Genomic DNA, 14,869 nt, shown 5'->3' with positions numbered 1-14,869 from the left:
ATCCTCCTTTTAGATTTTTATCTATATTTAAAATTCTTATTTACTAACTTTGACCATTGCAGGTCTGATGCATTTGTTATTCAAAATGTATCCTTTTTGGAATACTTCTATTATCATATCTGAACCCTTATCACTATCTTCAGTAATAACTGCATGATGGTAATTTGGATCAAATTTATCTGAACAATCTACTTCTTCCAACCCGAAATCTTTTAGTGATAATAGTAGGTTGTCTCTAATTAATTCAACACCGCTAGAGAACTCATCTTTTTCTTCCTTACTATCGATAGCTCTATCTAAATCATCTATTATAGGTAGAATTTTCAAAATTAAAGACTCATTGGCTAATTCAATAGACTGTTGTCTTTCTCTATTTGTTCTATTCTTATAATTGATAAAATCCGCTTGTAATCTTTTTAAAGAGTCTTTTAAATCTTCTATTTCAGAATTTACAACTTCATCTTTGTCGCTTTCGACTTCTCCTTTTACTGACTCATTTTCAGTTTCATTTTTATTTATTTTTTCTTTTTCTAAGTCTTTTTCTCCATTTTTTACATCTTCTGAATATTGATTTTGCTTCAAATTTTCTTCGTTATCTTTCATAATAATCCCCCCTAATAATTAATCCATTAATTCTTCTAGATAATTTAAACATAGCTTCTATTGAAAGTTCATAATTCATTCTCATGGGAGCAACAATAGCTATAACACCGATGTTATTCTTGTTGAAGAAATAAGAACTCTTGATGATTGTGTTTTCAACAAGTGATTGTTCGTTATTTTCATCTCCCACTTTAATGTCCAAGAAATTATCTGAAGAATTCAAAATATTCACTATTTTGTCTTTGTCTTCAAGGTATTCTATTATGGTTTTGACTTTGTCTAAGTCGCTGTATTCACTATATTTGAAAATATTTGATAAGCCTTCAACAGATACATACATTGAAGATAACTTATCTTTTTCATTTTCAATAATATCGGTAATTGCACCTTTAAAAAGATCATTATATTTATATTTTGAAGAAAATTCGTCTAAATTATCATAAACTTCATTTAGATTTTTCCCTAAAAAAAGTTTCTTCAATAGAAAATTAATCTTAATTAATTCATTTGATTCTATGACTTGCTCTGATGAAATCACAGTATGATTTAAGTCACCAGAATCATATAACGTTAATAAAACATAATTATAATCGCTTATTGAAAGTAACTCTATGTGTGATAAATGCATCCTATCTGATTTTTTTAACATAGAAATAACCGGATACTGAGTTATTTCAGAAATAAACTGAGAAGAAGATTTAATCAATTTCTCAGGTTCAACAATTCTTTCATAGGGTTTTCTTATAGACATTAACGAAGAGCTAGAATCATCGGTTTTATAAAGTTTGTCTAGAATATAATCCACATACAATCTGAAAGCTTTTTGCGATGGAATTCTTCCTGATGAAATATGAGATTGAACTAAATATCCCAAATCACCTAAGTCGCTCATTTCATTTCTGATAGTTGCTGGACTGAAACCTATATTATAATTCTTTGACAAAACTCGAGATCCTATCGGCTGAGCAGTCTTTATATAATTGTCTATAGTAGCGAGTAAGATATTAAATTTTCTTTGTGTTAAATTTTCATTCAAGACCTCACCTCTTTTTTGTTAGCAACCTATTACCTTGAGTGATAATAAAATTATACACTACCATTTATACTGTGTCAAGTGTTATACTAAAATATCTACGAAAAAACTATTTGACACGAAAAAGCCTTGATTTGTAAAGCTTATATGGTTGTTGTTTAAAGTTAACAATCCTTTATTAATCCAGTTATCGATTAATTTTTTGTTATTCGTGTATAAATTTATGCCAAATTTTTCAAAGTATTCTTTTAAATCTAATCCATTCTTTAATCTCATATTAGTTATTATGAATTCAAATTCTCTTTTTTCTAAATCAATTTTCTCAGAAAAACTAATAGGCTTTTCATTTTTTATTATTTTGTTTTTGTAATTGGGGTAGAAAAACTCATTTGTATATCTCAGTTGATTTAAATATCCAGATGAAGATAAACCAAATCCGTAATACTGCTCGTCTTTCCAATAAATCTTGTTGTGAATGGATTCAAAATTATCTTTTGCAAAATTAGAAATTTCGTAGTGTTTATAATTTTCTAAACCATTACAAATCTTCATATACATTTCGTATTCTATATCATCATTTCTATTTATGTCTTTATAGTTTTTGTAAAATTTTGTTCCAGGTTCTAATATCATGTTATACCACGACACATGATTTGGTTTGAGTTTTATTATATAATTAAGATCTTTATCCAGAGATTCTAAAGTTTGATTTGGAAATCCAAATATTAAATCAATTGAAATATTATCAATGTAACCTTTAATTATTTCAAATGACTTAAAAACATCTGATACTGTATGCTGTCTTCCTAAAAATTTGTTGTACTGATCATTAAATGATTGAACTCCCAATGATACTCTATCTATACCAACTTTTTTATAGTTTTCAATTTTTTCTTTTGTGACGAACTCTGGATTGCATTCAATAGTAAATTCCTTTAATTGTAAGTTAAAACAGCTATCTATTACGTTATACGTTTTTTCAATATATTTAGAATCCACAAGATTCGGTGTTCCTCCTCCTATATAAATGGTATCTATTCTGTCATTAGGATTATTGTACATATTTATTTCTTTTTGTAATAAATCAAAGTATTCATCAATTCTTTGGTATTGTTTCGTCATTGTTGAAAAATCACAATAATTACACTTATAAGCACAAAAAGGTATGTGAATATAGATTCCTTTCATAACTCCTCCTATAAAAATAAGCCAAACTTTCGCTTGGCTTAACAAATTTAATTTCCTTCATCATATTTTAAGACTGATAAGAAAGCTTCTTGAGGAACATCTACGCTACCTACCGATCTCATTCGCTTTTTACCTTCTTTTTGTTTTTCTAATAGTTTACGCTTTCTAGTTATATCTCCACCGTAACACTTAGCAAGTACATCTTTTCTGTATGCTTTTATAGTTTCTCTTGCGATAATTTTATTTCCTATTGCAGCTTGTACAGGAATTACAAATTGATGTCTTGGTATTTCATCTTTAAGTTTCGTTACTATTTTTCTTGCTCTTTCATAAGCTAAATCTTCGTGAACAATTAATGTTAACGCGTCAACTTTTTCTGAATTAATCATTATTTCTAGTTTAATTAAATCAGATTTTTCATAACCAATTAACTCATAATCCAAAGATGCGTAACCTCTTGTTTTTGATTTTAAAGCATCATAGAAATCATAAATCACTTCATTTAATGGTAATTTGTATTTTATTGTTACTCTTTTTTCATCAAGGTAAGTCATATCTATGAAAGTTCCTCTTTTTCCTTGACAAAGTTCCATAATTACTCCGACATAATCTGTAGGAGTCATGATTTCAGCATGAACAACAGGCTCTTCAACATAATCAATTTCAGTTTCCTTTGGGAAATTTGTAGGATTTTGTATTTCTACTTCAGTTCCATCTTTTTTATGAACTTTATATATTACACTTGGAGCAGTAGCAATGATATCTAAGTCAAATTCTCTATCTAATCTTTCTTGAATAATTTCCATGTGTAACAACCCTAAAAATCCACATCTCAATCCAAAACCTAGTGCGATTGATGTTTCATTTTCAAATGTTAAAGCTGCGTCATTAACTTGAAGTTTTTCTAGTGCATCTCTTACAGAATTGAAATCTTCACCTTCAGCAGGATAAATACCACAATAAACCATTGGTGTAACTTGCTTATATCCCTCCAGAGGTTTATTTACAGGATTGTTTTTATCTGTTATAGTGTCACCTACTCTAGCATCTTTTACATTTTTGATACTGCAGACAACATATCCTACATCTCCAGCGCTAATTTCATCTGTGCTTATCATTCCGGAAGATGTGTAACCACATTCAGTAACTTCAAATGATTTGTTAGTAGACATCATTAAAATTTCAGATCCTGGCTTTATACAACCATCAAAAACTCTGACATAAACGACAACGCCTTTATAAAAATCGTAATATGAGTCAAATATTAATGCCTTTAGAGGCTTATTTTCGTCCCCAATTGGTGCAGGAACGTTATTAACTATATCTTCTAGAACATCTACTATATTTATTCCTTCTTTTGCCGATACTGCAGGAACATTTTCAGCATCTAATCCAATAATATCTTCTATTTCCTTTTTTGCAAAATCAATGTCGGCACTTGGTAAGTCTATTTTATTTATTACAGGTAAAATTTCTAAATTTTGGTCGATGGCCAAGTATACATTTCCTAATGTCTGTGCCTCTACACCTTGCGTTGCATCGACAATTAATACTGCACCTTCACACGCTTTTAATGATCTACTTACTTCATAAGTAAAGTCAACATGACCTGGTGTATCTATTAAATTCAGATTGTATACATTACCATCTTTAGCCTTATAAGATAATTTAATGGCTTTTAATTTGATTGTTATACCTCTTTCGCGTTCCAAGTCCATAGAATCCAAAACCTGTTCACTCATTTCTCTATGAGTAAGCATACCTGTCTCTTCAATCAATCTATCAGCTAATGTTGATTTCCCATGATCTATATGCGCAATTATTGAAAAATTTCTTATGTATTTTTTATCGTTTTTCATTTAAATCTCCTAAATCGAACCAATCTTATCAACAGGATATAACCTAAAGAAAACTACACCGATTATCGAATCTTTATTAATAGGTCCTATGTACCTGCTGTCATTATAATTATCTAATTCTCTATCATCATTTATAACAAAATATTCATCTTTACTTAAAACCCATTTATTGTTGTTTAATTTTTTGGACTGTTGTAGCAGAATATAAGGTTCATATATTCTTTTTCCATTAACAAAAATATCATCATTTATAATTTCCACTGAATCCTTAGGCATTGCAATAACTCTTGCAATATTAGATTCTGAATCCTTCTGATCATAATACTGAACTATATCAGTTTTTTTAATATATCCAGTAATTTTGTTTAATTTGTTAATGAGAACAAAATCTCCAGAAGTTAAAGTGGGACTCATATTTGATGATTTTACTATTTGTGTTTCTAAAATAAAAGTTTTTATTACGAAACATACTACTAAAGCTATAAATATTGCAAATAGCAAATTTGAAAACTTACTATTTAAAAATTTCTTCATACTATCACCATTCTTTACCAACCTATTATAACATAATTTACAATTAATGTTCTAGATTACTTGAAATAATTAATTCTATAGTGTATAATAATAACACTGTTCAAAAATAAAGGAGGGATATTATGGCAAATATTAAATCAGCAATTAAAAGAATTGATGTAACTAAACTTGAAACAGCTAGAAATAAATCTAAAAAATCAGCTATCAAAACTTTCATAAAGAAATTTGAAGCAGCTGTTGAAAAAAACGATAAAGAAGACGCTACTAAATTATTTAATTTAGCAACTAAAAAGATTGACCAAGCTGCAAGTAAGAACACAATTTCTAAAAACAGTGCAGCTAAAAAAATTAGCAGAATGGCTAAAGAATTAAACAAATTAGCATAGAAATAATGTAAAGGATCCATTACATTATTTAAAGGTTGAAGTAAATTCAACCTTTATTTTTTTGCTAAAATTTCGCAAATACTATTTTCTATATAGTACTTAGAATTTAACGTATTTGTTTTTAATGTAGTTTCTATTTCATACATTTTATGAAACGCAAATCTTAACTGGTCATATCTCCAATTTTTCACAAAACTTTGAACTTTATTTAATTCGTATGATGATATTTTTACTCTCTTTGTGATTTCAGTTTGCGAAACTTTCAAACGTAGAAGTTCTTTTATATATAATAAATTTCTAAATAATCTAATAACCATATGAAGTGTTTTAAAAGTGTCTGATGTGTCATTTATAAGTAAATTTAAGTAATATATCGTCTTAGATAAATCTTTTGATGCTATTGAATCTGTTAGATCAAAAATATTTTTATCATACTGATTTATAAGAGAATTCAAATCATGTTCTGTTATTTCATATTTCTCTAAGTTTCTAAACTTATCTAATTCATTATTAACATCAATTAATGTCTTTTCAGAATTTTTTATAAGATAAAGTGAATATTCAATGAAAACATTAACGATATTATTATTAATCTTCTTCCCTTTTAGGTAATTTATTATATAGGCTTTTAATTGATTTCTGTTTAACTTATTGAATTCAATATCTGAGCCATATTTTGTTATTTCTTTTAAAAATTTAGACTTAAATACATTACCGTATGATGTCATGATAATCAAAGTATACTCTGGAATATCTTTTATATAAGGTAATAATTTATCAATACTTTCCTTGTTTTTTGAAATTCCTGTTTTAGTTAAATCTACATCATCGATTAAAATGAGTCTTTTATCACTAAACATAGGAATAGTTTCAGAAGAACTATATATTTTTTCGAAATCTGATAATTCGTACTCATCAAAACTTTGAGCATTGTAGTGCTCTTTTATTAATGAGAGATATTTTTCTATATAAAATTTTTCTTCTCCGTGTATTAAAATTAGATTAGATAACAAATTATTATATAATTTTTGTTTCGCCAATGAAAAATCCATCTTTTGCTCCTCTATTCTTAAAGTAATATAATACGAAAATTGTTGTAATAATTGAATTTTGCTCTTTCACTAAAATATTAAAAATCGAATATTTATCTCTATTAGATCTTATAGTATTAAATATCTTGCTTGAGACAATCTCAATGTTTCCATCTTTATCAGTTCTTTTTATTGGAATATTTAGTTTATTTAAATTATCTAGTGTTTGATGATGTGGGTGTCCATAATCATTTCTTAGACCTACAGAAATAATAGATAATTTGGGATTAACCTTTTTTAAGAAATTTAAATCTGAACTGTTTTTACTTCCGTGATGGGAAATTTTCAACACATCAGATGTTATATCTCCATTTAAAATATTTCTTTCATATTCTCCAGAGATGTCTCCTGTGATTAGTAATGAAATATCATTAACATATACTTTGTAAACTATAGATTTATCGTTCTCTTCATCACTTATGGGTTTATCAATGACTTTGATATAAACATTTCCAATTTTTAGTAATTGATTATTTTGCAGATTTACGTAATCGTTATTTTGATTATACTTGCTTTTTAATATTTTTTCTCCATTAGTTCTTGATAAAACTATTGGATTATAAGATTTGTTAATATTAATCAAATTTTTACTATGATCTTCATCAAAATGAGTCAAGAATACATAATCAAGATTATTTAAACCTATTTTGTGAAGATATTCTACAAGATAAGTTCCAGATTTATCTTCTGATTTGTATGAACCTCCAGTATCTATCATAAAACTTTTAAAATATTGTCTTACAAGTAAGCAATCACCTTGACCAATATCCACAAAGTTTATATGCGTAATAGGATTAAAAATGCTTAAAATTACCGGCATAATTACGCTTATTAAGAACATATTTTTTAAGGTTTGTTTATTAAAGTCGTTTAAAGTTTTAATGTAATGTCTGTTATAAATTGCAAATATTATTATATAATAAACAAAAATCATCAATAGAGAAAAGCTCATAAAACTATGAATTTGTATATTAAATGAATTAATTGTAATGAAGATATAATTTATAATCTTTAAACAAAATTTTATAATTTGAACAAATACATAATTAAAGCTATTAGGTATCATAAGTACAATAGCCGACAATTGTATGATAAGTGTAAAAATAGGTAAAATAATGGTATTTCCAATGATAAAACCAAATGTAAATTCATTAAAAAACCTCAGTTGTATTGGTAATAATATTATATAAACTAAAGTAGAAAGCATCAAATAATTACGTAGTTTGCTATTTTGTTTTTTGAATTTTGGATATAAATATAAAATAGTAAATGTTGCTAAAAAAGAAAAAATAAATCCAACATCAAGTAGATTATATGGATTCATAAGCAAAATTAAGATAGCTGCAATAATTAAATTATTTAAATTATACCGGTCTATCTGCATTTGATTAGATAATTCCACTATAACTAACATAATAAACGCTCTTAATATAGATGAAGGTAGTCCTACTGCATATCCATAAATTGCTATTAAAAACAAAGATAACCAAGAAATAATTTTTCTGTTAATCTTAAAAATACCAAATAATTTATTAAAAATCGTGTATAGAATAATAATATGTAGCCCACTTATTGCAAATATATGACTTATTCCTAATACCTTAACATCATTTTTGTAATCTTCACTCAAAAAATTAAACCCTGTAAATACTGACTTTAAAACAGATGATTCAATATCATTAAAATTTGAATCTAATTTAAAAATTATGTGGTTTAGAATTTTGCTTCTAATACTTAAAAAAAGTGAATTAGACTTTCCTATTATATCAGGATCAGTCCTACAGTATATATCACCATATATATTGCTCTTTAATAAATAAAATTTATAGTTGAACATAAATGGATTACCATTCGTATATGCTTTGTTAACTTTTGATCTTATATTGACAATATCTCCTATATTCAAATCTTTTTTTGTTGTTAATAAAAATTTTATATTATAGTGATTAGTTACCTTTACAATATACTTTTTATTTGATCTGTTTTTATTGATTACTACAGCGTTAATATCTACAAATTCATTATCTTTAATATTTTTGTAATTATCATTAATAATGTTTAAATGAAAAATAGTCAGAAATAATACTAACAGTGAGACAATAAGTTTCTTCTTATCTTTAAATAGAAGCAATCCTGTAACCACTACATCAACTGCTAGAAATATCGGATTGAAATATATGTATAAAATTGTTGTTAAAATTATCTGTATTAAAATTACCGTAGTGATTAACATTTTTCACCTAATTAATAGGAATCACAGCTAATAATCGCTGTGATTCCTTGTATTTTTAATTATTTGCTTAAATTATAAAAAGTTTTTATTCCATCATATACTGCAGTAGATTCTAGCATATCTTCAATTCTTAATAATTGATTATATTTACAGATTCTATCAGTTCTTGATGTTGAGCCAGTTTTAATTTGTCCAGCATTAGTAGCGACAGCAACATCGGCTATAGTAGTATCTTCTGTTTCTCCCGATCTATGAGATATTACGGCAGTGTATCCGTGTCTTTTAGCTAGTTCGATGGCATCAAGAGTTTCAGTTAAAGTTCCTATTTGATTTAATTTGATTAGAATGGAGTTACATACACCCATTTCAATACCTTTTTGTAATCTCTTAACATTTGTAACAAATAAATCATCACCAACTAATTGGATTTTAGATCCCAATTCTTTAGTTAGTTTCTTCCAACCATCCCAATCATCTTCAGCTAATCCGTCTTCAATAGAAATAATAGGATATTTTTCAACTAAGTTTTTGTAATATTCGATCATTTCATCGCTTGTTCTTACTGCATTATCTCCAGCCATATTGTATTTACCATCTTCATAGAATTCACTAGCTGCAGCATCTATAGCAATCATTACATCTTTTCCTGGTTCATAGCCGGCTTTTTTAATAGCTTCAACTATAGTTTGTAATGCTTCCTCATTAGATTCGAGATTTGGTGCAAAACCACCTTCATCTCCTACAGCAGTATTTAATTTTCTAGACTTTAATACATTCTTTAAATTATGAAATACCTCAGTACCGATTCTTAAAGATTCTTTGAAGTTTTCTCCACCTACAGGCATAATCATAAATTCTTGAATGTCTACATTATTATCAGCGTGTTGTCCACCATTTAGAATGTTCATCATTGGTACAGGTAAAGTCTTACCGTTTACTCCTCCAATATATTCAAATAATCTTTGTCCATTTTCATCTGCAGCAGCTTTTGCAACAGCTAAAGAAACACCTAAAATAGCATTTGCGCCAAGTCTAGATTTATTTTCAGTGCCATCTAATTCTATTAGATAATTATCTATTCCAACTTGATCAAACACATCCCAACCTACTAATTCATCTGCTATTTCTAAGTTTACATTATCAACAGCAGTTTCTACTCCTTTTCCAAGAAATCTTTTTTCATCATTGTCTCTTAATTCCACAGCTTCGTGTACTCCAGTAGAAGCACCTGAAGGAACTATCGCTGATCCCATTGCTCCCGCTTCAGTATAAACTTCAACTTCAACTGTAGGATTTCCCCTAGAATCTAAAACTTCTCTTGCATAAATGTCAATTATTGAGCTCATTATTTATTCTCCTTTTTTAATTAAAGATTTACCTGTCATTTCAGAAGGTTTATCTATTTTCATCAATTCTAAAATTGTTGGTGCTATATCAGCTAAGATACCATTATTCAATTTGATATCTTTGTCTGGATATTCTATAAAAGGCACAGGATTAGTTGTGTGTGCCGTGAATGGTCCTCCTGTCATTTCATCGATCAAATATTCACTATTCCCATGATCAGCAGTTATCAAAGCGTGATATTTTCCATTTTTATCTATAGATTGTAATATTTCGTCTAGACATTTATCAACAGTTTCAACGGCTATTTTGTCTGCTGAAATTACACCGGTATGACCAACCATATCCGAATTTGCAAAGTTTAAAATGATTAAGTCGTATATATCTTTATTAATGACATCAACTACATGATTTTTAACTTCTACAGCACTCATCTCTGGCTTAAGATCATAAGTTGATACTTTCGGGGATGGAATTAGTATCCTATCCTCATTTTTGAATTCTTTTTCTATACCACCATTAAAGAAAAATGTTACATGGGCATATTTTTCTGTTTCTGCAATTCTTAATTGCTTTAATCCATTTTCAGAAATAATTTGTCCTAACACATTATTATATCTTTGTTTTGGATAAGCTATTTGGACATTTTGGATAGTTTTATCATATTCTGTCATTGTTACAAACAAAATATCTTTGTATTTTGTTCTTTTAAAACCATCAAAATCATCGTCTACAAAAGCTCTTGTAAGTTGTCTTGCTCTATCTGGTCTAAAATTAAAGAATATAAAAGAATCTTCATTTTCGACTTTTGTTATGTTATCATTTTCATCGACTATTGCACATGGTTCAATGAATTCATCAGTGATATTTTTATCATAACTATCTTGTAAATATTCGACTGGGTCATTATTTTTATTTCCTACTCCATTAGTAATGCAATTATATGCTTTTTCTACTCTGTCCCATCTCTTGTCTCTATCCATTGCATAATAACGACCACAAACAGATGCAATCTTACCTACACCAATTTCTTTTATATCACCTAGTAATTTTTGTAAATCATTTTTTGCAGATGTTGGTGATACGTCTCTTCCATCTGTAAAACAATGTATTACTACATCATAAAAATCTAACTTTTTGCACATTTTAAGGATTGCTACAAGGTGATCATAATGAGAATGAACTCCACCAAAAGAAACCAATCCTAATAGGTGTAGTTTTTTATTTTTTTCTTTAGTTTTTAAAATGATATTTTTTAAAACTTCATTTTCATAAAATTTTCCAGATTCTATGTCATTAGTAATTTTACTTAAATCTTGATAAATTATTCTACCAGAACCAATATTCATGTGTCCTACTTCAGAATTTCCCATTTGACCTGCCGGAAGACCTACTTCATTTCCTGAAGCAATCAATTGTGAATTTGGATATTCACTCATTAGTCTGTCAAAAGTTGGAGTATCAGCTAATTTAATAACATTTCCTGGATAGTCTTTGCCTAATCCCCATCCATCTAAGATGATAAGGATTAATTTGTCTTTTTTATTCTCCATAATTAATTAGTTTAGAAAAACTTTCTGCTTCTAAACTCGCACCCCCTACTAAAGCTCCATCAATGTCTTCTTTCGACATAATATCAGTTACATTTTCAGGTTTTACACTTCCACCGTATTGTATTCTAACTGAATCAGCTAAATCTTTACTATACATTTCTGTCAATAAATTTCTAATAAATTTACACATTGATTGTGCATCGTCACTTGAAGCTGTTTTACCAGTTCCAATAGCCCATATTGGTTCATAAGCGATTACAAGTTTAGATTTTAATTCTTTTTCGCTTATTCCTTTTAAGTCAGATCTTATTTGTGATTCCACAATTTTTTCATGATTGTTAGATTCTCTTTGTTCTAAGTTTTCTCCGCAACAAAGTATTGGTTTAAGTTTGTGAGTTAAAGCTGATATTATTTTCTTATTTAATAGTTCATCATCTTCTTTAAATATAGTTCTTCTTTCAGAATGACCAATTATAACATAGTCCACTCCCAAATCTTTAAGCATATTTGGAGAAATTTCTCCTGTAAAAGCGCCGCTATCTTCGAAATACATATTTTGTGCTCCAGTAGAAATATTTGAATGTTTTAAGGCTTCTGTAAGAGTTTTTAGTGATGTGAATGGAGATATAATGCAAGCTTCGACATTATCAGAAACTCTCAGATTCTTTAAATCATTTAAGAAATGCTTAGTCTCTCCATCTGTCATATTCATTTTCCAATTTCCTGCAACTAATGGTTTTCTCATATTACTATCTCTCATCAATACAATCAATACCAGGTAAAATTTTGCCTTCTAAAAATTCCAAAGAAGCTCCACCACCTGTTGAAACATGTGTTACTTTGTCTTTATTTCCGGATTTTGCAATTGCTGAAGCACTATCTCCACCACCAACAATAGTTGTAGCATTAGATTTTACTAACGAATTTGCAACTTCAAAAGTACCTTTGCTAAATTGTTTGATTTCAAATACTCCCATTGGTCCATTCCATACAATAGTTTTGGACTTTTGTATTTCTTCATCAAAAATCTTTATTGTTTTCGTGCCAATATCAAATCCAGCAATATCGTCTGTAAATTCATCTATACCAATTATTTTTGAATCAGATTCTTCAGTCATTTCTTTAGCTGCCACGAAATCCACTGGCAAGAATATTTTAACTCCTCTTTCTTGAGATTTTTGCAATAGAGATTTTGCTAAATCTAATTTATCTTCTTCAATTAAGGATTTACCGACATTTTTTCCTTGTGACTTAATGAATGTAAATGCCATAGCCCCACCTATTAGTATAGTATCAACTTTATCCAATAAGTTTTCTATAACTCCAATTTTATCAGAAACTTTTGCACCACCTAATATTGCTGTAAAAGGTCTTTGCGGATCATCAAGAGCTTTTCCCATGATTTCTATTTCTTTTTGAACTAAAAATCCTACAGCACTTGGTAAGAACTTAGACACTCCAACGTTTGATGCGTGAGCTCTATGACTGGTTCCAAAAGCATCGTTTACATATAAATCAGCTAATTGTGATAATTCTTTAGAAAATTCTTCATCGTTCTTTTCTTCTTCTTTTCTATATCTTGTGTTTTGAATTAACATAATTTCTTTAGGTTGTAATTGTTTACTTTGCTCAATAACAGAATTATCCACAACTTTATCATTATCAACAAATTTTACTTCTTGACCAATAATTTCAGAAAGCTTTTCTGCAACCGGCTTTAATGTGAATTCAGGTTTTGGTTCGCCTTTTGGCCTACCTAAGTGACTCATTAAAATAACTTTAGCATTATTATCTATTAAATACTTTATCGTTGCGATAGATGCTTCTATTCTATTCGTATCTGTAATAATACCATCTTTAATTGGAACATTAAAGTCTACTCTAACTAATACTCTTTTATTTTCAACATTTAAATCTTTTAGTGTTTTTTTATTCATAGATTAACCTTTCTTTGAAAAGAGTCGATTGCAAAAATATTTTACCATCGACTCTAAATAGTTTTATTATCTTGTAGCTATAATCTTTGCTAAATCAAATACTCTTGAACTATAACCCCATTCATTATCATACCAAGAAGCAATTTTTACCATATTTCCTAAAGCATAAGTCATATCAGCATCAAATATTGAACTTCTTTCATCTCCAATGATGTCTGAAGACACTAATTGATCTTCAGAATATCCTAAGATTCCTTTTAATTCGCCTTCACTAGCTTTTTTCATAGCATTATTGATATCTTCTTTTGTAACTTCCTTACCTAAAAGAACTGTTAAATCAGTAATAGATCCAGTAGGTGTTGGTACACGAACTGCAAGTCCTGTCATTTTACCTTCTAATTGTGGTAGAACTTTACCAACAGCTTTAGCAGCACCTGTAGTTGTAGGAATCATACTTAAAGCAGCTGCTCTTGCACGTCTTAAATCCTTGTGGTGAGCGTCTTGAATGTTTTGATCGTTAGTATAAGCGTGAATTGTTGTCATTAACCCTTTTTCAATTCCAAATTCATCATCTAAAACTTTAGCTACTGGAGCTAAACAGTTAGTTGTACATGATGCATTGGAAATAATATCATCATTTTCTGGATCATATTCTTTGTCATTTACTCCAACTACAATCATTTTAACATCTGATTTACCTGGAGCAGTTAATAATACTTTCTTTGCACCGGCTTTAATATGTTTTGATAAACCTTCTTTGTCTTTAAAAGCGCCCGTTGAATCGATAACTAGATCAACACCTAATTCTTTCCAAGGTAATTCTTCTGGATTTCTGTTATTTACAACAGTTATTTCCCTATCACCAATTTTAATTTTGTCATCCGCTAATACTTCAACGTCTTTTTCAAAAGTACGATAAATTGAGTCATACTTTAAAAGATGTGCATTTGTTTTAAGGTCACTTGTAATGTTCAATGCCACTAATTCAAGATCAGGGTCATTTTTTTGAATTAAAATTCTTGTTACATCTCTACCTATTCTTCCAAATCCACTAATTGCTACTTTCATTTAATCCTCCTTGAAATATTTCATAATACATACTTTTATT

The 14,869-nt window shown here is 28.4% G+C and carries 13 protein-coding genes; 1 reads left to right on the top strand and 12 read right to left on the bottom strand.

The annotated features are described in order from the left end of the window. Positions 1 to 36 precede the first annotated feature (36 nt). The 5 genes from DES33_RS01885 to lepB all read right to left on the bottom strand — a co-directional run bounded on the left by DES33_RS01885 (position 37) and on the right by lepB (position 5,217). Positions 37 to 603 (bottom strand): nucleotide exchange factor GrpE, encoded by a 567-nt coding sequence (locus tag DES33_RS01885; protein ID WP_094224708.1) that lies wholly within the window; start codon positions 601 to 603, stop codon positions 37 to 39. After that, positions 593 to 1,639, bottom strand: coding sequence for a heat-inducible transcriptional repressor HrcA (gene hrcA / locus DES33_RS01880; RefSeq protein WP_110057936.1), 1,047 nt, complete (start codon positions 1,637 to 1,639; stop codon positions 593 to 595). Before hrcA ends, DES33_RS01885 begins: the two co-directional genes overlap by 11 nt. An 81-nt stretch (positions 1,640 to 1,720) precedes the next feature. Further along, a complete protein-coding gene (gene hemW, locus DES33_RS01875) occupies positions 1,721 to 2,824 on the bottom strand; it encodes a radical SAM family heme chaperone HemW (protein ID WP_094224710.1) in 1,104 nt (367 codons plus the stop codon). A 47-nt stretch (positions 2,825 to 2,871) separates the two neighbouring features. Continuing rightward, positions 2,872 to 4,683: a translation elongation factor 4 gene (lepA, locus tag DES33_RS01870; protein WP_094224711.1), complete on the bottom strand. Its 1,812-nt coding sequence runs from the start codon at positions 4,681 to 4,683 to the stop codon at positions 2,872 to 2,874. 9 nt (positions 4,684 to 4,692) lie between these two features. Then, on the bottom strand, positions 4,693 to 5,217 hold the full coding sequence (gene lepB, locus DES33_RS01865) for a signal peptidase I (protein ID WP_094224712.1): 525 nt from the start codon (positions 5,215 to 5,217) through the stop codon (positions 4,693 to 4,695). 122 nt (positions 5,218 to 5,339) lie between these two features. Here lepB and rpsT point away from each other — a divergent pair, with 122 nt between their 5' ends. Further along, positions 5,340 to 5,603 carry a 30S ribosomal protein S20 gene (rpsT, locus tag DES33_RS01860; RefSeq protein ID WP_002836452.1) on the top strand — a complete coding sequence of 88 codons (264 nt, stop codon included), beginning with the start codon at positions 5,340 to 5,342 and terminating at the stop codon, positions 5,601 to 5,603. A 53-nt stretch (positions 5,604 to 5,656) separates the two neighbouring features. Here rpsT and holA read toward each other — a convergent pair whose 3' ends face one another. The 7 genes from holA to gap all read right to left on the bottom strand — a co-directional run bounded on the left by holA (position 5,657) and on the right by gap (position 14,829). Next, positions 5,657 to 6,655, bottom strand: a complete 999-nt coding sequence (holA, locus tag DES33_RS01855) for a DNA polymerase III subunit delta (RefSeq protein WP_110057935.1) — start codon at positions 6,653 to 6,655, stop codon at positions 5,657 to 5,659. Beyond that, positions 6,621 to 8,927 carry a DNA internalization-related competence protein ComEC/Rec2 gene (locus tag DES33_RS01850; RefSeq protein WP_094224714.1) on the bottom strand — a complete coding sequence of 769 codons (2,307 nt, stop codon included), beginning with the start codon at positions 8,925 to 8,927 and terminating at the stop codon, positions 6,621 to 6,623. The genes holA and DES33_RS01850 overlap by 35 nt, the downstream gene beginning before the upstream one ends. A 59-nt stretch (positions 8,928 to 8,986) precedes the next feature. Then, positions 8,987 to 10,273, bottom strand: coding sequence for a phosphopyruvate hydratase (gene eno, locus DES33_RS01845; RefSeq protein WP_094224715.1), 1,287 nt, complete (start codon positions 10,271 to 10,273; stop codon positions 8,987 to 8,989). A 3-nt stretch (positions 10,274 to 10,276) separates the two neighbouring features. After that, entirely contained in the window at positions 10,277 to 11,824 is a 1,548-nt protein-coding gene (gpmI, locus tag DES33_RS01840) for a 2,3-bisphosphoglycerate-independent phosphoglycerate mutase (protein ID WP_110057934.1), read from the bottom strand. Continuing rightward, a complete protein-coding gene (gene tpiA / locus DES33_RS01835) occupies positions 11,814 to 12,569 on the bottom strand; it encodes a triose-phosphate isomerase (protein WP_094224717.1) in 756 nt (251 codons plus the stop codon). The genes gpmI and tpiA overlap by 11 nt, the downstream gene beginning before the upstream one ends. Positions 12,570 to 12,573: 4 nt before the next feature. Continuing rightward, a complete protein-coding gene (locus tag DES33_RS01830; RefSeq protein ID WP_094224718.1) occupies positions 12,574 to 13,761 on the bottom strand; it encodes a phosphoglycerate kinase in 1,188 nt (395 codons plus the stop codon). A 66-nt stretch (positions 13,762 to 13,827) separates the two neighbouring features. Then, the gene (gap, locus tag DES33_RS01825) at positions 13,828 to 14,829 is read right to left on the bottom strand and encodes a type I glyceraldehyde-3-phosphate dehydrogenase (protein ID WP_094205702.1); all 1,002 of its coding nucleotides are present in this window, start codon (positions 14,827 to 14,829) and stop codon (positions 13,828 to 13,830) included. Between the last annotated feature and the right edge of the window lie 40 nt (positions 14,830 to 14,869).

The sequence above is a fragment of the Finegoldia magna genome, from assembly GCF_003182075.1.
GTDB classification, from domain to species: domain Bacteria; phylum Bacillota; class Clostridia; order Tissierellales; family Peptoniphilaceae; genus Finegoldia; species Finegoldia magna.
This window is presented reverse-complemented; position numbering and strand designations above follow the sequence as displayed.